18 protein-coding genes and 1 riboswitch are annotated in these 20057 nt (G+C 60.6%); of the genes, 2 read left to right on the top strand and 16 right to left on the bottom strand.

What is annotated here, in order from left to right; translation table 11 throughout:
• Positions 1–3 precede the first annotated feature (3 nt).
• The 6 genes from J2X71_RS11810 to J2X71_RS11835 form a co-directional block, all read right to left on the bottom strand.
• Positions 4–1026 (bottom strand): glycoside hydrolase family 3 N-terminal domain-containing protein, encoded by a 1023-nt coding sequence (locus J2X71_RS11810; protein ID WP_310382284.1) that lies wholly within the window; start codon positions 1024–1026, stop codon positions 4–6.
• 26 nt (positions 1027–1052) lie between these two features.
• A complete protein-coding gene (locus J2X71_RS11815) occupies positions 1053–1532 on the bottom strand; it encodes a GNAT family N-acetyltransferase (RefSeq protein ID WP_310382286.1) in 480 nt (159 codons plus the stop codon).
• Positions 1533–1715: 183 nt separating this feature from the next.
• Entirely contained in the window at positions 1716–2528 is an 813-nt protein-coding gene (gene thiD / locus J2X71_RS11820; RefSeq protein ID WP_310382287.1) for a bifunctional hydroxymethylpyrimidine kinase/phosphomethylpyrimidine kinase, read from the bottom strand.
• On the bottom strand, positions 2525–3160 hold the full coding sequence (gene thiE / locus J2X71_RS11825; RefSeq protein WP_310382288.1) for a thiamine phosphate synthase: 636 nt from the start codon (positions 3158–3160) through the stop codon (positions 2525–2527). Before thiE ends, thiD begins: the two co-directional genes overlap by 4 nt.
• Positions 3157–3957 carry a hydroxyethylthiazole kinase gene (thiM, locus tag J2X71_RS11830; protein WP_310382289.1) on the bottom strand — a complete coding sequence of 267 codons (801 nt, stop codon included), beginning with the start codon at positions 3955–3957 and terminating at the stop codon, positions 3157–3159. The genes thiE and thiM overlap by 4 nt, the downstream gene beginning before the upstream one ends.
• 51 nt (positions 3958–4008) lie before the next feature.
• A riboswitch (TPP riboswitch) is annotated at positions 4009–4106 on the bottom strand.
• A gap of 210 nt (positions 4107–4316) precedes the next feature.
• Positions 4317–5840, bottom strand: a complete 1524-nt coding sequence (locus J2X71_RS11835) for an aldehyde dehydrogenase (NADP(+)) (protein ID WP_310382290.1) — start codon at positions 5838–5840, stop codon at positions 4317–4319.
• Positions 5841–6065: 225 nt separating this feature from the next.
• Between J2X71_RS11835 and J2X71_RS11840 the strand changes: the two genes are divergently transcribed.
• Positions 6066–7943 (top strand): DUF4139 domain-containing protein, encoded by a 1878-nt coding sequence (locus J2X71_RS11840; RefSeq protein WP_310382291.1) that lies wholly within the window; start codon positions 6066–6068, stop codon positions 7941–7943.
• A gap of 168 nt (positions 7944–8111) precedes the next feature.
• Here the strand turns inward: J2X71_RS11840 and J2X71_RS11845 are convergent, their stop codons facing one another.
• Positions 8112–8546, bottom strand: a complete 435-nt coding sequence (locus J2X71_RS11845; RefSeq protein ID WP_310382292.1) for a pyridoxamine 5'-phosphate oxidase family protein — start codon at positions 8544–8546, stop codon at positions 8112–8114.
• Positions 8547–8718: 172 nt separating this feature from the next.
• Between J2X71_RS11845 and J2X71_RS11850 the strand changes: the two genes are divergently transcribed.
• A complete protein-coding gene (locus J2X71_RS11850) occupies positions 8719–9795 on the top strand; it encodes a YihY/virulence factor BrkB family protein (protein ID WP_310382293.1) in 1077 nt (358 codons plus the stop codon).
• Positions 9796–9881: 86 nt separating this feature from the next.
• Here J2X71_RS11850 and J2X71_RS11855 read toward each other — a convergent pair whose 3' ends face one another.
• From J2X71_RS11855 to J2X71_RS11895, 9 genes are all read right to left on the bottom strand, one after another.
• Positions 9882–10334, bottom strand: a complete 453-nt coding sequence (locus J2X71_RS11855) for a hypothetical protein (protein ID WP_310382294.1) — start codon at positions 10332–10334, stop codon at positions 9882–9884.
• A gap of 568 nt (positions 10335–10902) precedes the next feature.
• The gene (locus J2X71_RS11860) at positions 10903–11940 is read right to left on the bottom strand and encodes an endonuclease/exonuclease/phosphatase family protein (protein WP_310382295.1); all 1038 of its coding nucleotides are present in this window, start codon (positions 11938–11940) and stop codon (positions 10903–10905) included.
• 11 nt (positions 11941–11951) lie between these two features.
• Positions 11952–13061 (bottom strand): sn-glycerol-3-phosphate ABC transporter ATP-binding protein UgpC, encoded by a 1110-nt coding sequence (gene ugpC, locus J2X71_RS11865; protein ID WP_310382296.1) that lies wholly within the window; start codon positions 13059–13061, stop codon positions 11952–11954.
• A gap of 13 nt (positions 13062–13074) precedes the next feature.
• Positions 13075–13989: an ABC transporter permease subunit gene (locus J2X71_RS11870; RefSeq protein ID WP_310382297.1), complete on the bottom strand. Its 915-nt coding sequence runs from the start codon at positions 13987–13989 to the stop codon at positions 13075–13077.
• A gap of 10 nt (positions 13990–13999) precedes the next feature.
• Positions 14000–14884: a sugar ABC transporter permease gene (locus tag J2X71_RS11875; RefSeq protein ID WP_310382298.1), complete on the bottom strand. Its 885-nt coding sequence runs from the start codon at positions 14882–14884 to the stop codon at positions 14000–14002.
• 127 nt (positions 14885–15011) lie between these two features.
• Positions 15012–16370, bottom strand: coding sequence for an extracellular solute-binding protein (locus J2X71_RS11880; RefSeq protein ID WP_310382299.1), 1359 nt, complete (start codon positions 16368–16370; stop codon positions 15012–15014).
• 523 nt (positions 16371–16893) lie between these two features.
• Entirely contained in the window at positions 16894–17742 is an 849-nt protein-coding gene (locus J2X71_RS11885) for a CoA ester lyase (protein ID WP_310382300.1), read from the bottom strand.
• Positions 17739–18191 (bottom strand): MaoC family dehydratase, encoded by a 453-nt coding sequence (locus J2X71_RS11890; protein WP_113320683.1) that lies wholly within the window; start codon positions 18189–18191, stop codon positions 17739–17741. Before J2X71_RS11890 ends, J2X71_RS11885 begins: the two co-directional genes overlap by 4 nt.
• Positions 18191–20056, bottom strand: coding sequence for an acetyl/propionyl/methylcrotonyl-CoA carboxylase subunit alpha (locus J2X71_RS11895; RefSeq protein WP_310382301.1), 1866 nt, complete (start codon positions 20054–20056; stop codon positions 18191–18193). The genes J2X71_RS11890 and J2X71_RS11895 overlap by 1 nt, the downstream gene beginning before the upstream one ends.
• Position 20057: the final 1 nt, after the last annotated feature.

Genomic DNA, 20057 nt, shown 5'->3' on the forward strand with positions numbered 1-20057 from the left:
CGGTCAGGAGATCAGCGCGCTTGCAAACATGGCTTCGACTTCCGCCTGGGCCGCGCGATAGTCGATCTTGAGAGTGCCGAGGCGGGCCTTGCCGGCGGCAATACGCTTCTGCGCTGCGTCGGTCAGCGGGCGCGCGGCCTTGGCTGCGGCTTCGCTTTCCTTGACATCGCCGTGGCTGTGGAGTGCGACGTCGAAGCCGGCATCGAGCACTTGGGCGACGCGTTCCGGCAGGGTGCCCTGCAGCGACTCCATGAAGATGCAATCGGAGATCAGCACGCCGTCATAGCCCATGTCGTTGCGGATCACGTCACGCATGATCGGCGAGATGGAGGCCGGAAGCTCTGCATCATAGGCGGAGTAGACGACATGGGCGACCATCGCCCAGGGTGTGTCCTTCAGCGCCACGAAGGGCTTGAAGTCGGTGGCGGTGAGCGTCTCGCGCGAGGCGTCGACGACCGGGCGTTCCTTGTGGGAATCGAGCGTGGCGCGACCGTGGCCCGGAATATGCTTCATGACCGGCATGTTGCCGGTTTCGAGAAGCCCATCGACCACTTCGCGGCCCAGTGCGGCGATGAAATCCGGATCCGGGCCAAAGGAGCGGGCGCCGATCACAGCGCTCGTCGTCTCGAAAACGAGATCGAGAACAGGCGAGCAGCCGCTCGAAAGACCAAGTTCGCTCATCATTGCGCCCATGGCCTGGGTGGAAAGGCGCAGCGCCTTCTTGCCGAGGTCGAGATCGTGGCGAGCAAGCTCGGCGAACTGGCCGAAGCTGCGGAAGAGCGGCCAGGGGCCGGCATCCATATGCTGCACACGACCGCCTTCCTGGTCGGTGAAGACGGGAGCATCCTCGCGGCCGACGGCCTCGCGGAAACGATCGATCAGGATTTTTGCCTGTTCCGGATTGCGCAGGTTGCGGCGACCGACGAAGAGGCCGAGCGGATTGGTCTCGCGGAAGAGGGCGAATTCGTCGTCCGAAAGTGTGGGATTGGGAAGGCCGACGAAGAGAGCGAGCGGGGTCGAGGACACTATTTCAAAACTCCGGTATCAGATGGTCATTTCGGCTGGCTTCGCAGCATGCCTTCGTAAATGCCCTTGTCGGGGGCGGGAATTTCGACCGCGCCGGCGGTCTTGACGTAGAAATCGACGGGGCCGGCATCGCCGATGAAGGCATAGGCGTGGCCGAGCGTCTTCAGGTTTTGCAGGCAGGCGGAAAAGAGGGCGAGGCCGATGCCCTTGCCACGCGCCGTGGGATCGACGCCGGTCGGGCCGAAGAAGCCGCGGGCCGTCGTGTCATAGCAGGCAAAGCCAGCGAGCTTGCCGTTTTCGACGGCGATCAGACAGGCAACCGGCTGGCGGGAGAAGGCGACGGTGACTTCACTTGCCCAGTTTTCGCTGAAGTGCTCGCGCACCCAGCCGGCCACGGCGTGAAGTTCCGGCGGCAGAGCCGGACGGATTGTGATGCCGACGGAGCCGGCTTTTTCTTTCAGTTCCGCGAGCTTCGTGGAATATAAGCTCACAAGCAGGTCCGACACCTGAATTCCTCCACTTATTCCGTTATTACGGAATGTATCCCCTTTTAATGACATAGCTTTGGATATATGGGCGGCCATGTCAACAGGCTTTTTACGAGACAGGCTCGGTTCAACTGAGGGTAGGTGAAACAAAACGGCCCGGTTTGACCGGGCCGTTGGGCAATCTTTAAATTGTGATCCGGCTCAGATCCCGGCGTCTTTCCACAGGGCGTGGAAATGATGGACGGGTCCATGGCCGGAACCGACCGCCAGTTCGCCTGCGAAAGCGACCGCTTGCGCAAGATAGGTTTTCGCGGTCGCGACGGCCACTTGCGGCAACGCGCCCTTTGCGAGCTCGGCGGCAAGCGCGCTGGAAAGAGTGCAGCCTGTGCCATGTGTGTTTTTGGTCGGTACGCGTTTCGCCTCGAACCAGTGTAGGCCAGAGGCGGTCGACAGCACGTCGGGGCTTTGTTCGCTGTCGAGATGGCCGCCCTTGACCAGCACCGCGGTGGGGCCGAACACACGTAGGCGCTTAGCCTGTGACGCCATCTGCTCGCGGCTTTCAGCAACCTCTTCGTGCAGCAGCGCGGCCGCCTCCGGCAGATTGGGCGTCAGCAGCGTGGCGAGCGGCAGCAGGTGCCGCGTCAGCGCATCGACGGCCTGCGGGTCGAGGAGCGCTGCTCCACCCTTGGCGATCATGACCGGATCGACGACGATAGGGATGTCGCGATGAGGTGCCAGCGCCTCGGCAACGGCTTCGGCAATGCCGGCATTGGCGATCATGCCGATCTTGACTGCGTCGACGCGCACATCGGCAAAGACCGCCTTGATCTGCTGGGCGACGAAGTGCGGCGGCACGAGATGCACGCCGGTTACTCCTTGGGTATTCTGCGCCGTCAATGCTGTCAGCGCCGCCATGCCATAGACGCCGCGCGCCGAGAAAGCTTTGAGATCGGCCTGAATGCCGGCACCGCCAGAGGGATCGGAGCCGGCGATGGACAAGACGTTGCGGATCATCGGCGAACCTTTTGGATTTCCTCGGCGATGCGGATCGTCGCTGCTCGCGGATCCGGCGTACCGCAGATTGCTGAGACGACGGCGAGCCCATCGGCACCTGCCGCGAAGACGGAAGCGACATGCTCGCTCTTCAGTCCGCCGATCGCAACCGTCGGAACGGGTGCGGCTTTCACCAGCTTCGCCAGCCCATCGAAACCGATCGGTTGCTTGTGGTCGGTCTTTGTGGATGTCGCAAAGACCGGTCCGATGCCGGCATAGTCGACAATAGCTGGGTCGATGGCTGCTGCCAGCGCTTCGGTCTCGACCGACAGGCCGAGGATCATGTCCGGGCCGATCATCGCACGGGCGGCGGCGGGTCCCGCATCGTCCTGGCCGATATGCAGCCCGTCGGCACCGATCGCAACGGCTGCCTCGACGTCATCGTTGATAACAAGCAAAGCGCTGGTACCCTTCAGGATATCCTTGAGCGCCAGACCGGTCTCAATCATCCTTGCCGTTCCGCCATGCTTGTCGCGCAGCTGCACCATTGTTGCGCCACCGGCGACGGCAAGCCGCGCCGTCTCGACCATGCCGATTCCGGCGCAGAGATCGGGGTCGAGAACCAGGTAGAGAGAAAGATCGAAGCGTTTCATGCGGCGCTGATCCTGACCTTTGCATCGAGTGTCGCGCCATCGAGCGCGGCAAGCTGATCGAGGAAGCGCCAGGAGAAGGAGCCGGGACCATCCGCATTCTTCGCGGCCTCCTCGCCGGCAACAGCGAAAGTAGCAAGTGCAGCAACAGCGGCTGCGAAAGGGTCTGCGGCAATGGTGGCGGCGAAGGCGCCTGTCAGGCAGGTCAGCGAGCAGCCGAGCGCGGTCACCTGCGGCATCAGCGGCGAGCCGCCTTCGACGCGCAAGGCCTGCGCGCCGTCAGTCACGAAATCCACGACTCCGGTGACGGCGACGACCGCGCCATGCCGTTCGGCAAGCAGCCGCGCGGACGCCTCGGCCCGCTCAACCGGGTCACGGCTGTCGACGCCCTGGCCACGGCTCTCGCCGCCGGCAAGTGCGATGATTTCGGAAGCATTGCCGCGAATGATCGTCGGGCGAAGCGCCAGGAGATCGGCAGCAGCCTTGCGCCGGAAGGATGTTGCGTAATGAGCGACCGGATCGAGGACCCAGGGCTTGACACCCGCATTGGCCGCCGTTGCCGCGGCATGCATGCCGTCGATCCATTGGGTGGAGAGCGTGCCGATATTGACGGTCAATGCGCCAGCGATCGCGGCGAATTCTCCCGCTTCCTCGGCGGCATGAACCATGGCGGGCGATGCCCCGGCCGCAAGCACCACATTGGCGGCGATGTTCATGGCCACGTAGTTGGTGATGCATTGTACGAGCGGCGGTTTCGCGCGCATCGCCGTCAACAGTGCTCCGGGTGTCTTGTTCTCCATAGTACCCCTTTCAGGCGGGGCAGGCGCGGGAACGATTGTGCGATGAAGCAGTCTTCGACCCGAGCGACTCCCTCCGCCGGCATTATCCGGTTCAGGTTCGAAGGGTGCTTCTCAGCCAGTCTTGTGAACGGGCGCCCCTGTCTCTCAACGGCACTCTTTCTTGCAGAGAATGATGCCGGTGTCACTGGCAAAATGACGGTCTTACGAACAAGAATCCGTACCTGGCGCCGACGCGCCGACTGGAGACAGCTGTCGTCAGTCGAGCTGGTGTCTGCTTGCAGCCGGTGCGGGAGCTTGCCAATCTCTCCGGCGGTCCCCTTAGAGACACCGCCGTCTGAAGTCTGGCAAGCTCCGGTACATCAACGCAGCGGAGCCGGAAGCAGGTTACTGGTGAAATCCTGGTACGAAACGGGCCGCAGGAACCTGTAGATAGCGAGCGTCCCGACGGAGGTCGATCTGCCGTCGGCAGTTGCCGGATAGGGGCCGCCATGCACCATGGCAGGCGATACTTCGACGCCGGTTCCGAAGCCGTTCACGAGCAGTCTTCCGGCCAGCATTTCCAGCTTGGGAACAAGGCGCTTTGCGTCCGGCTCGTCTTCGCTCGCAATGTGCAGGGCAACGGTCAGCTGGCCTTCGAGGCCATCGAGGACGCGCTCGAGTTCTGCAAGATCGCGGCAGCGAACGATGAGGCCGGCTGCACCGAAGACCTCGTCCTGAAGCTCGTGATGCGCGAGAAATGCCGAAGCTGTCGTCTCGAAGAGAGCGGCCGTGCCTTCGAATTGACTGCCCGGCTTGCCATTGGCAACGAGACGGACTTCGGGATGCTTTTCCAGCCGGGCGACGCCATCGCAGAATGCCTTGGCGATGGAGCCCGTGAGCATCGTCTGGGCGCCGACATCGGGCAGAAGCTCCCGGCTCTTGGCAATGAAAGTGTCCAGACCTTCGCTGTCGACGGCGAGAATGAGGCCGGGATTGGTGCAGAATTGTCCGGCACCCAGGACCAGCGAGCTCACGAAAGCCGTTGCGATTTCTGCCGCGCGGCTCTTCAGGGCATTCGGGAAGAAGATGACCGGGTTGATGCTGCTCATTTCGGCATAGACCGGGATCGGCTGCTTGCGCTCGGACGAGATCTTCATCAGCGCAGTACCGCCGCGGCGCGAACCGGTGAAGCCGACGGCCCGAATTCTGGCATCGGCCACCAGCTTCTGTCCGACTTCGAAGCCGGTGTCGAAGAGAAGCGCGAATGTGCCGGCATGCAGGCCCGCCTTGGCGACGGCGCGCTGTACGGCGCGGCCAACAAGCTCGGACGTGCCCGGATGGGCGGAATGGGCCTTGACGACAACAGGGCATCCTGCCGCGAGCGCAGACGCCGTGTCTCCGCCGGCGACCGAGAAGGCGAGCGGAAAGTTCGATGCGCCGAAAACGGCGACGGGGCCGAGCGGAACATTGCGAAGACGCAGATCAGGCTTCGGAACCGGCTTGCGGGAGGGATCCGCGCCGTCGAAACGAAGCTCCTGGAACCGGCCTTCGCGAACCTCCTTCGCAAACAGCCGAAGCTGTCCCATCGTGCGAGCGCGCTCGCCCTCGAGACGTCCGCGCGGAAGTCCGGTTTCCGCCATCGCCCGCACGATCAGCTCGTCGCCGATAGCCTCGATCTCACTGGCAATCGTTTCAAGAAAGGCAGCGCGCGTTTCCAGATCGGTTTCCCGGTAAGAGGCGAACGCTTCCCATGCAAGCCTGGTTACCTCTTCGACGTCTTCGGCGGAGGCGCCACCGAAAGAGACGGGCAGTGCCGTCCCTGTGGCTGCCTCGACGCCGTAGAGCTCGCCACGCGTGCCGCGCTTTTCCGATCCCGCGACGAGCAGGCTTCCATTGATAGTCATGACGGATTTCCTTTCAAACAGACTCGAGCCACGTATATAGGCGTTCGCCTTCTCATTTTCACGACATCTTTGCCCGATATCGCATCGAAGATGGACATCTCCTGCAGAGATTTGGTCGCCTCGCCGAACGGGTAGACGACGGCGCACGCAAAAGCAATTTCCTGTCGAAATGCCGCCCCTTTTTTACGCTCATTCTGCGGCGGGATTAAATATCGAGGGGGCCATATGAAATACGCATCCGCTGTCTGTGCGGCGTTTGCCGCAGTATTGCTGTCCACAACCGCATCGGCGCAAAGCGGAACGATCAAGTCGATCCGGCTGTCCTCCGGTGGTGTGGCCGAATATGTGCGCAGTCTTAATGTCGGGGACGACGGCAATGCCGTCGTCGAGGTGCCGACAGACCAGATGGATGACTTCCTGAAGACTCTCGTCGTATCGGGACCGGCGCCCGTGAAGGGGCTTTCGACCACCGGCCCGAGCATGGTCGACGAAACATTCAAGGTGCTGCCGATCAAGCCGCAAGATCTGGATTCGGCCGCCGGTGTGCTGAGGGCTCTGAGAGGCGCGCCTGTCTCTGCGAACGGGGTGAAGGGACGCATCGTCGGGGTAGAACCTCCGACGGAGAAGCAGCGCGCTCGGCTGATCGTGATGCTTGACAGCGGCGCGTTTGACGTTGCCGAGATCGGTGGCGCCATGGCTTACAAACTCGACGACGCCAAAGATGCCGAGATGATTGCCCGGGCAGCGGAACTGCTGTCGAGCGACAGAGTGCAGGGGACGCGAACGGTCACCATTGCGCTCGATGGCAAGGCGTCCGCGGCAGTAGACATCTCCTATGTCGTCGCAGCCCCGCTCTGGAAGCCCTCCTACAGGATCATTGTCGACGCCAAGGGCAAAGCGCGATTGCAGGCATGGGCCGTGCTGGAGAACGCGTCCGGCGAAGACTGGCACGGGGTTTCGATATCCCTGACATCAGGCAAGCCAGTGACGCTTCGCCAGAGACTGTACGCAAGGACATGGCCATCACGTCCGGAGGTTTCGACCGCATTTCTGGACGGAGCAGGCGCCAAACGGAGTATGGTTGAGGGTGCGTTGCTGAATAGGCCGGCCGCCGAGGCTCCTGCACCCGTTATGGCCGCTCCGGCCGCCACTGTCACGGCCACTGCCAACGAAGGTGACGTGGTCGCAAACTTCGATCTTCCTGGCGCATACGACCTGAAGAACGGCGAGACGATTTCCGTGCCGATCCTCGATCGCGAGATCGAGGCGAAGTTCGTTGCTCTCTATCGTGAAGGAGCCCAACATCCGGATGCCGCGCTGGTGCTGACGAACGACACGGGTAGCTCGTTGCCGCCGGCGATCGCGGCGGTCTATGACGAAAAAGGGCGCTATGTCGGCGATGCACGCATAGGTAACATGAAGCCCGGCGGAGTGGAAACGGCGACATTTGCAGCTGATCAGAAGATCGAGCAGGAAATGGCAACCACCACGTCTAGCTCCTTCCGAACGGTTGTGGTCAAGGACGGTTATCTCGACGCGACTCTGGAGCGCCGCTTGAGAAAGACCTTCACCGCCTGGGGCGGGGATGCCGACAGGACGTTCATCGCGGAAGACCTAGGCATGGCAGAGTGGGAGCTCGTTCCATCAGAGAATGTGGAAGAAACGCCGCAAGGTGCACGGGCGACTGTCATCGTGCCCGCCGGCAAGAAGGTTTCGACGACCATCGACTGGCGCATGACCGAGAGCGAGACGCAGGCGATTGCCGATATCGATGACACGGTGATCCTGCAATGGCTCGACGAAGGGCCGTCCCCGGAAATTGCGGAGAAGCTTCGGCGCCTTGTGACGGCGAGGACGGCTCTGAAGGAAGCGGAAAGGGACCTGTCGACGGTTATGCAGGCGATCGAGGACGCAACATCGGAGTCTTCGCGTATATCCGCAATGCTCGCCTCTGTCGGTGATACGCCGCTCAAGCAGCAGTTCCTTCACGACCTGACGGAACAAGAGCGGTCCATCAAAGAGCTACGGGCGCAACGCGACGAGGTGCGCACTCGGCTTGAAAAGCTTCGAAAGGAACTTGGAGAAGCAATCGCGCGTCTGTAGGCGGTCTTGCCATGAATTGGCGTTGCTCGAAGATAGCTGAAATATTTTCGCGGCCAGCTTTTCCACCTGGCCGCGCAAGGGTGATTTCTTGTGTCGATCACCTCTTGGGCATGCTTACGCAGCGTTGGCTTTTATGCGCGCATCAGAGCAGATCATAGCTTGAAGATATTAGAGGTCGACTTTTCCGTTCTCTTCGCCGTCCCAGTATTGAGCCGAAAGCGCTGCAACCTTGATCAGGATAAGCCCAGGCGTGTGTACGCCCTCGGGAAACCATCGTTCCAGCCCCTTGGCCCAATGGTTCTCGAATTGTGAAATGTCCTCGATGAGAGAGGCATCACCATCGATTGCGATGAAGATCCCCGGCTTGCGGAGCAGGTGCGGGGGCGCCGTAAAGGTCAGCAGCACTGCGCTGTCTTTCCTAATCTCCAATATTTTGCGGGTGTCCGCATAGGAGAAAAACCAGGAATCACCGTCATATTCGACGTCGCCATTGTTGCTCATCGGGCGAGTGTTCATCCGTTTCGAGGCTCCGCGTGTCGAAAACATGCAGAAATCCAGCTTCTTCAAGTGCCTGGATAGCTCTTCTTTTGACATTGATGTCATCTGGCGTCCTCCAATCAGATGGAAACAACGGGCGATGACCGAAGTTCCATAGACGCGCGACCTGCATGACGATCAGTTGCCTATCTGTCCACAATATCAATTGCGGAGTTGCACCTTTAGGCGTGATCGCGCGTTCATCGTTATGCCGAACGGAGGCAGAGGGGCGATGCGCATGAATTTTCAAGTCAGCCTGAGATCAACAGCGATCCTGTCGCTCGCTACATTTGCCGGCATCCTGCTTGCGATGCGCCGTTTCGACATTAGTCCGGAGGCGGCCATGCGGGCTGATGTGTCAACAGGCGGCGACAGTCATGGGCGGCAGGCCTCGGTCCCGGAATCCATTCCAAGGAAAGGGTTAAAAGACGTATTTTGGCGTGTCGTGCATGAGGTGTTAGAGGACAGGGTGATGCTGATCGCCGCCGGGGTGACTTTCTACCTTCTGCTTGCGATGTTCCCGGCACTTGCGGCATTGGTTTCCCTTTACGGTATTTTCGCAAATCCTCTCACCATGTCGGAACATCTGGACGAACTGGCAGCGGTGCTGCCGCCAGGCGCCTTCGAGCTCGTTTCGGAACAGATCCGTTCTCTCGTGGAGCGACGCGACAATGCGCTCGGCATGGCTTTTTTCATCGGACTGGCTATCGCTTTGTGGAGCACGCATAGCGGCACGCTTGCGCTCTTCGATGCCATGAACGTAGCCTATGGAGAGGGGGAGAAACGCAGCCTGGTCCGCCTGAACCTGATCGCGCTCTGTTTCACGGTCTGCGCCATCATCACCGCGATCATTCTCATCGGACTCGTTGCCGTGATGCCCGTGGTGCTGTCTTTCCTCTGGCTTGATCGCTTCCAGGAGCAGATGGCGCTCGTTCTCAGATGGCCGCTATTCCTGGCCGTGGTCGTTGCCGCCGTCATGGCCATCTATCGGTTCGGTCCCAGCCGTGAGCCGGCTCGTCTGAGGTGGATGACATGGGGTGCTCTGGTGACGACATTTGTCTGGTTTCTCATGTCGCTCGGCTTGTCTGTCTACCTCGACCGGTTCGCGAACTACAACGCGACTTACGGAACGCTCGGCGCGTTGATCGGCTTCCTTGTCTGGATTTGGCTTTCGGTCGCGATCTTGATCGTCGGGGCAGAACTGAATGCCGAACTTGAACACCAGACCGCAAAAGATACGACGACGGGAAAACCGAGGGTGATGGGTATGCGCGGCGCCTATGTTGCCGACACGCTGGGTGAAATAGCGGATTGATCCAGGGCTTTATTGAGCGGTGACCGTCCCGACGGAAGCCGGCTCCGGCAGAAAACCAGAATCGCTAAATCCTTGGATCGCTTCGTTCAATCGGGCTGCACGGGCCGGATCGTATCCACCGCAATCTCACCCTCAAGCACACCTCGCATAACATCGGTTCGATTCCGATCAATCTCGACAACCGTGTAAAGCTTGTCGTCACGAAATGAACTGGCATTTGTCGTGGTGACATCGTCGGCAGGTGCCGCATCAACCTCCATGAAGTCAAGTTCGCGCCCGGCCGCAACGATCCGTGCGTCACCTGCCGTTCTCGCTGCGACTACCACCACGCCATGGCCCGGCGAATTCACCCATCTCGGATCATCTGCTGTTGCGATCGGTTCAAGCCGATAGATGCCGAGAGGCTCTCCGGTAGGGTGCGTTGAACTTTCCGCCGCAGCGTCTTCCATTTGCGCCCAGCTCTCGACCGATCGCCCGAACGTGTTCGGATTTGTCGCGTTGTTGATCTCGTCCGTTCCTGTTCGTGACACGTTAGACATGTCGTCCTCCATTTGCTGCGAACATAACGATGGCGAGATCCGACTGTTCCGTTGTTTGTAAAAAGGAAATTGTACTGACGCGACTTTCTTATGTCGGATCATGCTTGAGCGCGGGCGAGCCAATCCGAAAGGTCAACAGCCCGTCACGGGATACTCCGGTCGTGTGGATTGTTCCAGGAGATTCTCATCTCGCCGGCGGAAGACATGGGGGCTCTGTCGGCGCCGAAGCCGGAACGGCCTGTTACGAGACGTATTTGTTGCTGTTTGGCTTGCCGATGAGGCGTTCGATTCAAGCGAGTATGGGATGGCCGCAGATACGCAACGCGCAGCCATCCCATTTGAGCAAGCGCCCCCTCGTTGACGCTTGCAACCGGCCCCCGCCAATCGCAGAATGTTAGCAATATCTAAAGCAGCCCCGCTAGTGCGCGAATGCAACACATCATGAAAGGTTTCTGATGAATGACCGCTCGCGGACGCTGCTTATCGTCCGGGAGCAATGAGCGAGCATGAATGCGACCCGACCCCGCGCGCGCTTGCGTGACGACATGCCATGACGAAGGGTTGCCGGTCAGGACGCGAAAAAACGCGCCTTGACCAGTTCGTGATCGGAGATTGCTACGCTGTCGCCATCGACAGCCGGAACGGTCGCGGCGTCGCTTACCGCAAGGCCGCGGGCAAATAGCCAGTCGAGGCGTGCAAAGGGTGGCTGAGGCGTTCCGTCCGGGCGCGTGCGCTGCGAGAGAGCGAAGTCATTGGCCGTTTCCCAGTGATAGCCTGCCTCGGCAAGCAGGCCGAACAGCGGCTCGTGCGCTTCCGGTTGGTGCGTTCCGGCGGGAAGGAGATTGGTATTGAAGTCGCCGCCTATCACGACAGGCAGATCGCCGGCGAGCTTTTCTACCACCGCGATCAGCCGGCTTGTCTGCCTGGCGCGATCCTCTGCATCGGTCTTACTTTCCAGATGCACGCTGACGGCGAGGATTGGACCGACGGCGGTTTCGACCCTTGCTGCAATTGCCATGCGTCCGCCGATGCGGCCTTGACCATCCTTCGCATCCGTCCACCATGTGCCGCCATCATCGAGGCGGATGAGTGCGGCGTCCTGGAGTGGCAGGCGGGAGAGCAGCGCATTGCCGTGGAAACCAACCGAATTCGTTTCGCCCTTGTGCCATTCGCGCTCGCGGGAATCCCCGAGGCCGAGCTCGATGAATTCCACGCCGAAGACATAAGACATGCCGAGATCGCGGGCGAGATCGGCAACGGTATGGCGGTTGCCGGCGCGTGCTGTGCCGAGATCTGCCTCGGTCAGCAGCAGGATATCGGCGCCGCTCTGGCGAACGAGTTCGATGGAGGGCGCAGGATACTTTAGCCGTTCGGCATTCCATGCGGCGACGACGAGGTCGTTGCCTGCATGAGTGCCGCTCTCGATATGGACCACTTCGATCGTCGAGAGGGCCGGCTGCGTTGCCGCCAGCCGGTTATGTTCGGCCTGCGTCAGCTGTGCAGCCCGTGCCTCGGCGAAGAAGGCGGTTGACGGTGCGACAAGCGTCTCCACAGCGACCGCAACGAGGTTGCGGTCGCCGGCGGCGAGATCGGAAAAGCTGTTCATCGCTGCCAGGCTCAGGCGTCGACGGTCTTTGCGCCGGTGCGAGCCGGGGCGACGAGACCTGCGCCGGTGTCGGCCGAATAGAGATGGATCGAATCCTGATCGATCGCGATGCCGATCCGGTCGCCGGTCTTCAGCGAGACCGAACCGGTCATGGCGACGGCGAAGGGCAGGCCATCGAAATCGGCATGCACGACGCGGCTTGCGCCCAGTTCTTCGATGAAGTCGGCGGTCGCAACAAGCGCACCCGGCGCATCCGGAGAGACGAGGCGGGCAGCTTCGGCGCGTACGCCGAGAACGACACGCTGGCCGGCGAGCTGCTTGCCACGCTCGGCCGGAAGGGCGACGGTACGGCCTTCATCATAGATGAAGGTGCCGTTTTCGTTGACGCGGCCTTCCAGCAGGTTCATCGCCGGTGTACCGACGAAACCGGCTACGAAACGGCTTGCGGGAAAGTGATAGACCTCTTCCGGCGTGCCGACCTGTTCGACATATCCGGAGTTCATGACGATGATGCGGTCGGCAAGCGTCATGGCCTCGTTCTGGTCGTGCGTGACGAAGATCGACGTGGCGCCGAGGCGGCGATGCAGGCGGCGGATTTCCGCACGCATGGCGATACGCAGCTTGGCGTCGAGGTTAGACAGCGGCTCGTCGAAAAGGAAGACCTTCGGTTCGCGGATCATGGCGCGGCCCATGGCGACGCGCTGGCGCTGACCGCCCGAGAGAGCGGCTGGGCGGCGTTCCAGGAAGGGCTCGAGGCTGAGCGCCTTGGCGACATCGGCGATGCGGCGGTCCCGCTCGGCTTTCGGCACGCCAGCGACCTTCAGCGCATAGCCGATATTCTCGGCAACGCTCATATGCGGATAGAGTGCGTAGTTCTGGAAGACCATGGCGCAGCCGCGTTCACGCGGCTCGAGCTGGTTGACCACGCGGCCGTCGATCGCAATTTCGCCCCCGGTGATTTCTTCCAGGCCGGCGACCATGCGCAACAGCGTGGACTTGCCGCAGCCGGACGGGCCGAGGATGACGATGAATTCGCCCGACTGGATTTCGAGATCGACGCCATGAACGACGGCGTTCTTGCCATAGCTCTTTTTCACGCCACGGATGGAGATCGGTGCCAAGGGTCTGTTCCTTTCACTTCTCGGTGGAGATAAGGCCGCGCACGAACCAACGCTGCATCAGGATGACGAGGATCAGTGGTGGCGACATGATGATCAATGTTCCGGCCATTGCGACGTTCCAGTCAGGCAGGCCGAATTCGGAGGGGATGAGTGTCTTGAGCTGAGTGACGGCGATGCCGAACTTCGGATCGGTCGTGATCAGCAGCGGCCAGAGATACTGGTTCCAGGCCCAGACGAACATGATAGTGAAAAGTGCAATCATGTTCGGGCGCGACAGAGGCAACAGCACGTCCCAGAAGAATCGAACCGCACCTGAGCCATCCATCTTCGATGCTTCGGCAAGCTCATCGGGAACCGTCAGGTAGAATTGGCGGTAGAGGAAGGTACCGGTCGCGGTGGCGACCATCGGCAGCACGAGACCCGGATAGGAGTTCAGAAGACCCCATTCAAGCTTGATCTGGATGCCGGTGACCTGGGCGACAAGCCAGCTGATGCCGGTGACATCAAGGATCGCCTGGAAGGGCTGAAGCGCATTGGCGGCGATCGAATAGGTCGGCACGATGCGCACTTCCAGCGGCAGCATCAGCGTGATGAAGATGATCCAGAAGATCAGATAGCGGCCGCGGAAGCGGAAATAGACGATCGAGAAGGCGGCCATGGCCGAGAGGATGACCTTGCCGGCGCCGACCGTGGCAGCGAAGATGACGCTGTGAAACAGCTTGTTGCCGAGATCGGCGCGAACCCAGGCAGTCTGCACGTTCTCCCAGAAATGGCTGCTCGGGACCAGCGGCAGCGGCACGCGGTTGACGGTCTCGAGATCAAGCGTCGATGCGACGATGACGATCAGGAAAGGCAGAAGTGCGATCACCAGGCCGAGTGCGAGCAGGGTGTAGCAGACGAAATTGAATATTGGCGTGCGTTCGATCATGTTTGCGACCTCACTTGTAGTGCACGCGCCGCTCGATGAAGCGGAACTGGAAAATGGTGAGCAGGATGACGAGCCCCATCAGGATCATGGATTGTGCTGCAGCGCCGGAATAATCGAGGCCCCTGAAGCCGTCGAAATAGATCTTGTAGACCATGAGATCCGTGGCGCGCGCCGGACCGCCCTGGGTCATGACGTCGACGATACCGAAGGAATCCTGGAAGCTTTCGGTGATGTTGATGACGAGCAGGAAGAACAGCGTCGGCGTAAGCAGCGGCAACTGGATGTCCAGCATGCGGCGCAGCGGCCCCGAGCCGTCCATGGCGGCCGCCTCGATCAGCGAGCGTGGAATGCCCTGCAACGCCGAGAGGAAGAAGATAAAGTTGTAGCCGATATATTTCCAGGAAAAGGCGATGATCACGGCGATCATGGCATCCTTGCCGTCGAGCGCCGGGTTCCAGAGGCCGGGCCAGACGTGGTTGATGACCGACAGAAGACCAGCCTCCGGTGCCAGGATGAAGCGGAAGGCAAGACCGAGAGCGGGAGCAGCAATCGCATAGGGCCAGATGAAGACCGACCGGTAGATTTTATGGCCACGCAGTTCACGATCCGTCAGAAGCGCCAGGATGAGCGCCAGCCCCATGGCGATAACAGTCGAACTGAAGCCGAAGATCATGCTGCGGGTGACGGAGTCCCAATAGATCGGGTCGCTCAGCAGCAGTTTGAAATTGTCGAAACCGACCCAGGCGTTACCGCCGCCCCATGGCTGCTCGAGCGTGAACGCCCAATACAGCGCCTGCGCGCTCGGCCAGTAGAAGAAGACGAAGATCAGCAGCAGCATCGGAAATGCGAAGAGAAGGCCGATCGTCGTCGAGGAGAAAGTGACGCGCTTTTCCATGAGTGGTCGTTTTCGTCCTGGTTTGGTTCTGGCGCGGGCGGCGATGTCGCTCCCGCAGCCGGTAGGGGAATGTGCAAAGACGCACCCGGCACGCCAAAGCGGTCCGGGTGCGGCTCACATTAGTCGATTAGGGAAGCTGAACGCCCTTGTAGGTCTGCTGGAAGCGACGCAGGAGCTGGTTGCCGCGATCGGCAGCAGTGTCGAGCGAAGCCTGGACATCGGCATTGTTGACGAAGATTGCCTGCAGGCCGTTAGCGATTTCGGTGCGGACCTGGAGCAGGCCACCGAGACGGATGCCCTTTGCAGAGGTGTCGCCAGCCGGGGAAGCGGTCAGGCTCTGAATGGCGAGTTCGCGACCGGCATAGGGAGCCTTGTCGTAGAAGCCCTGCTTCTTCAGGTATTCGAAGCCGGAATTACGAACCGGGATGTAGCCGGTAACGGTTGACCAGGTGAGAGCTTCTTCCGGCTTTGCGATGAAGTTGAAGAAGGCAGCAGCAGCCTTGTATTCGGCGTCCGAATGACCCTTCAGAACCCAGAGCGAAGCGCCGCCGACGTAGGAGCTGTGACGGGTCGCATCGCCATAGGTCGGGAGCATCGAAACGCCCCAGTTCATGCCCTGCTTGGCGGTACGGCCGACGTTGCCGTGGTCGCCAACCGAGGTCAAGATGACCTGGCAATCGCCAGCAGCGAAGGCTTCAACGAAGGTCTGGCCGACAGCCTTGTTCTTGATGACGGCGAGCTTATTGTCGTACCAGGACTTCAGGTCCTTGACGTAGCTGACGAGCATCGGGTTCTTGTTGAACACCAGCTCGGCGTCGAGGCCTTCAAAGCCGTTCTTCTTCGTAGCGATCGCTTCGCCGTTGACGGCTTCGAACTGCTCAATGTACTGCCAGACTTCGTTGTTGGAAATGTCGAAGCCGAGCGGGCAAGCATAGCCTGCGTCCTTGAGAGCCTTGAAGTCTTCGCCTGCTTCCTTCCAGGTTGCCGGAGCATGGTCCTTGCCGATCTTGGCAAAGGCGTCCTTGTTCCAATAGAGCAGAGCCGTCGAGGAGTTGAAGGGGAAGGAGTACATCTCGCCCTTCGACGTTGCGTAGTAGCCGGCGATACCGGAGAAATAGTCCTTCCAGTCAACATTGTAGCCCATGTCGCTCATGAGCTTGTTGGCCGGGTAGTAGGCGCCCGAAAGCATGATGTCGAGCGTGCCGGCATCCGAAACCTGAGCGATCGTCGGCTGCTTACCGGCGCGGAAAGCGGCGATCGTATTCTGCAGCGAGGCGTCGTAGGAGCCCTGGCTGGTGCAGACGACTTCGTAGTCGCCCTGGGACTGGTTGAAACGGTCGCACTGTTCCTGAACGCGCTTTGCGATGTCGCCCGAGTTACCGAACCAGAAATCAATCTTGGTCTTTTCGGCGGCGGCGGCAGGACCAGCAGCGAGGAAGGCTGTAGCGAGAAGGGCGCCTACGGCGCCGAGAAGCTTGGCTTGCATGAGAACCCTCGAAAAATAGGACGCGCCCCCTCTTGAGCGCACGCCCTATTAACTGGTTCAATTTGCGGTAACCAATGAAGTTTATATGACATGAATAGAGTAGAAAGTTTCTGTCACAAAATATTCATGTGCAAATTTTGTGAACTTTTCATCTGACATTGATGCCTTACGTTCCCGCTGTCCACTGATGTAATCGACTATATTCCATTTATGTATGAAATATAGCTCGAACGATGAAAGCTACCGTGCCTATTCAATTCTATTAATAGCCATTATTATTAGGCCGATTTCAAAAATCTCTCGAATGCTCGACCAGAAACAACCTACTGTCAGGAGAATTCGACCTCGGAAATAGCTTTGCACAGCTGTGCGTTGAGCTGAAAAAATACGACATATGATGTTCATTTTGCGACATTTTGATCATTTTGCCTATTTCTTGGGCGCTTCCGGTGTCGGTGAACCGCGTATCCAAGTTCCTGCGCCTGCCGGTTTCTCGCTGTCGCCCGACTGGGCCAGAGGCCAGTCATCCTTCATGCGCCAGTTTTCCGGCCTCCAGAATGCGTTTTGCGAGTTTCAGATGCGGCAGATCGAGCATGTGCCCGTCGATCTGGATGACGCCGGTGTCCGGTGAAGCGGCGAAGGCGGTCACGACCTTTTCTGCCCAGGCGATCTCCGCCGCGTCCGGTGTAAAGGCGCGGTTGATCGGTTCGACCTGGCCCGGATGGATCGCCATCATCCCCGAGAAACCATCGCGTCGGGCGCGAGCAGCATAGGCTGCGAGACCGTCGAGATCGCGGAAGTCGGGATAGACGGTCTCGATGGCAGGAACCGCGGCGGCGTGCGCGCCAAACAGCACCAGGGATCGGGCCAGCTCATAGGGGGCGGTATAACGTCCGTCTGCCTCACGGGCGGTCGCAGCGCCGATCGTGGCAGGAAGATCTTCCGCGCCCCAGGTCAGCCCGAAGAGATGAGAGGCGACATCTCTGTAGCTGCCGATCTCAAAGATGGCGGCCGGTGTCTCCGTCGCGATCGGCAGGATAGGGACAGCGGATGACAGGCGGCCTGCGAGCTGGCGTACCGAAGCTGCGCCTTCGGACTTCGGCAACATGATCGCGAAGGGATTGATATCGCCGAGCGCAACGAGATCGTTTTCACAGGCTGACGTAGTGAGGGGATTGATGCGAATAATAAGCGTCGCATCAGTTGCGCGGCGTGCGACGAAGTCGTGTACGGCGTCTCGCGCCAACGGCTTGTTCCGCGCGGAAACCGAATCTTCCAGATCGAGGATGACGGCATCGACGCCGCAGGCGAGGGCCTTGTCAAAACGCTCCGGCCTGTCGCCGGGCACGAACAGCAGCGAGCGCAGCCTCATGACGGCTTCACCTGCAGCATGGCCGTGCGCAGGCACTGGCAGACGATCTCGTTTCGCTGGTTTAGCGTGATATGCTTGAACGTGACGATCCCGGCATCGGGTCGCGAGTTGGAGCGCCTGAGCTCCGTCACTTCGGTTTCCACACGAAGCGTATCACCAATGAAAACCGGCTTCGGCATCGTCACCTTGTCGTAGCCGAGATTGGCGACCAGCGTGCCGAGTGTCGTGTCACCGACCGAGAGGCCTACGGTGAGCGCGAAGGTGAAGGTGCCGTTGACCACGATGCGGCCGAATTCCGTACCCGCCGCATAATCGGCGTCGAGATGCAGTGGTTGCGGATTATGGGAGAGCGTCGTGAAGAGCAGGTTGTCGGTTTCCGTGACCGTGCGGCGGATCTCGTGGGCAACCCGGTCGCCGACCGTCCATTCGTCGAAGTAGCGGCCGGCCATCAGTGCTCTTCCTTCATGACGTTGACGACGAGCTGGTTTTCCGAGACCCGGGCGCCCACGGAGACTGGCAGCTTGCCGACCAGGCCGTCAAAGGGTGCGCGCAGCGTATGTTCCATCTTCATCGCCTCAACCGTCAGCAGCCTGTCGCCTTTGACAACGTGATCGCCCTCCGCGACATCGACGGAAATGACGAGGCCCGGCATTGGCGAAAGGATTGCGCCATCGCCGGCGCCCTGATGCGCTTCGACTTCACTGGCGACAGGAAGGCCGATCGGCCAGGCATTGCCGCCATCGAAGAGAACCGTCATATCGCCGGACTTGATGGCATTGGTGTCGAGACCGGAGCGGACATGCCCCCAATAGAGATGGTCGCCGATGCGAACACGCGCGCGGCTATCGCTTGCTCCCGATATGCGCAGGCCGGCGAGGGCCGACCAGGGATCGGTCCCTTCTTTTGCTGCCAAGGCCGTCGCCGCCCTGTCGATAGTCGTCTCGTCGGGCTCCTTCGGCAGCAAGGTCTCTGCGTGACGGTCGAGAAAGCCCGTATCGATCTTTGCCACGCGGAAATCCGCGTCGGCGGCAATGCGGGCGAGCAGGCCGGCATTGGATTTCACCGGCCAGACTTCGATGCTTTCGCAGGCCCTGGTGAGCCTGGCGAGGGCTGCGTCACGATTTGGGCCGTGAGCGATGATCTTGGCGATCATCGGATCGTAGAAGGCGGTGATCTCGTTGCCTTCCTCGACGCCGCTGTCGACCCGGACATTTTGGGGCAAGCGCAGATGATCCAGGCGGCCGATCGAGGGCAGGTAGCCGGCAGCAGGGTTTTCGGCGTAAAGGCGAGCCTCGAAAGCCCAGCCGTTCATGAGGATATCGTCTTGCTCCTTCGGCAGCGGCTCGCCGGCGGCGACCTTCAATTGCCAGAGTATCAGATCCTCACCGGTGATGGCTTCGGTGACAGGGTGTTCCACCTGCAGCCTCGTGTTCATCTCCATGAACCAGATACGGTCCGGGCGCAGGCCCTCCGAGGCATCGGCAATGAATTCGATGGTGCCTGCCCCGATATAGTCCACCGCCTTCGCAGCCCTGACCGCCGCCTCACAGATTGAGGCGCGGGTGGCGGCGTCGAGGCCGGGAGCGGGGGCCTCCTCGATCACCTTCTGGTGCCGGCGCTGCAGCGAGCAGTCGCGTTCGAAGAGGTGGACGCAATTGCCGAAACGGTCGGCGAAGACCTGCACCTCGATATGGCGTGGATTGGCGATATAGCGCTCAATCAGCACGCGGTCGTCGCCGAAGGACGAGGCCGCCTCGCGGCGGCAGGAGGCGAGCAGTTCGGCAAAGTCTTGCCTCTGATCGACACGGCGCATACCCTTGCCACCGCCGCCGGCGACAGCTTTGATGAGCACGGGATAGCCCGTCGCATCCGCCTCCGCAGCAAGCCTTTCTCCGCTCTGATCCGCTCCCATATAGCCAGGTGTGACCGGCACGCCGGCGGCCTGCATCAGTTGCTTGGCAGCATCCTTCAGCCCCATGGCACGGATCGCGGTAGGTGGCGCACCAACCCAGATAATGCCGGCATTCTCGACGGCTTCGGCAAACTCGGCATTTTCCGACAGGAAGCCGTAACCGGGATGGATTGCGGCCGCACTCGTCCTGTGGGCGACCTCCAGAATACACTTCTGTGAAAGATAGCTCTCGCGAGCAGGCGCTGGGCCGATGGCAAGAGCCTCGTCTGCCTCTGCCACGAAGGGCAGGCCGGCATCGGCCTCTGAATAAACAGCAATGGTGCGGATGCCGAGGGCTTTCGCCGTGCGGATAATCCGACGAGCGATTTCACCCCTGTTGGCTATGAGCAAGCTTTCCATCATC

Source organism: Rhizobium sp. 1399, from assembly GCF_031455475.1.
Lineage (GTDB): Bacteria > Pseudomonadota > Alphaproteobacteria > Rhizobiales > Rhizobiaceae > Rhizobium.

Excerpts from the sequence above, each read along its gene's own strand:
- J2X71_RS11895 (WP_310382301.1), bottom strand. The coding sequence starts at position 20,056 with ATGATGGAAAGCTTGCTCATAGCCAACAGGGGTGAAATCGCTCGTCGG.
- J2X71_RS11885 (WP_310382300.1), bottom strand. The coding sequence starts at position 17,742 with ATGAGGCTGCGCTCGCTGCTGTTCGTGCCCGGCGACAGGCCGGAGCGT.
- J2X71_RS11835 (WP_310382290.1), bottom strand. The coding sequence starts at position 5,840 with ATGACTATCAATGGAAGCCTGCTCGTCGCGGGATCGGAAAAGCGCGGC.
- J2X71_RS11845 (WP_310382292.1), bottom strand. The coding sequence starts at position 8,546 with ATGACATCAATGTCAAAAGAAGAGCTATCCAGGCACTTGAAGAAGCTG.
- J2X71_RS11880 (WP_310382299.1), bottom strand. The coding sequence starts at position 16,370 with ATGCAAGCCAAGCTTCTCGGCGCCGTAGGCGCCCTTCTCGCTACAGCC.
- J2X71_RS11890 (WP_113320683.1), bottom strand. The coding sequence starts at position 18,191 with ATGGCCGGCCGCTACTTCGACGAATGGACGGTCGGCGACCGGGTTGCC.
- J2X71_RS11875 (WP_310382298.1), bottom strand. The coding sequence starts at position 14,884 with ATGGAAAAGCGCGTCACTTTCTCCTCGACGACGATCGGCCTTCTCTTC.
- thiE (WP_310382288.1), bottom strand. The coding sequence starts at position 3,160 with ATGAAACGCTTCGATCTTTCTCTCTACCTGGTTCTCGACCCCGATCTC.
- J2X71_RS11870 (WP_310382297.1), bottom strand. The coding sequence starts at position 13,989 with ATGATCGAACGCACGCCAATATTCAATTTCGTCTGCTACACCCTGCTC.
- J2X71_RS11860 (WP_310382295.1), bottom strand. The coding sequence starts at position 11,940 with ATGAACAGCTTTTCCGATCTCGCCGCCGGCGACCGCAACCTCGTTGCG.
- J2X71_RS11855 (WP_310382294.1), bottom strand. The coding sequence starts at position 10,334 with ATGTCTAACGTGTCACGAACAGGAACGGACGAGATCAACAACGCGACA.
- thiM (WP_310382289.1), bottom strand. The coding sequence starts at position 3,957 with ATGGAGAACAAGACACCCGGAGCACTGTTGACGGCGATGCGCGCGAAA.
- J2X71_RS11850 (WP_310382293.1), top strand. The coding sequence starts at position 8,719 with ATGAATTTTCAAGTCAGCCTGAGATCAACAGCGATCCTGTCGCTCGCT.
- J2X71_RS11840 (WP_310382291.1), top strand. The coding sequence starts at position 6,066 with ATGAAATACGCATCCGCTGTCTGTGCGGCGTTTGCCGCAGTATTGCTG.
- thiD (WP_310382287.1), bottom strand. The coding sequence starts at position 2,528 with ATGATCCGCAACGTCTTGTCCATCGCCGGCTCCGATCCCTCTGGCGGT.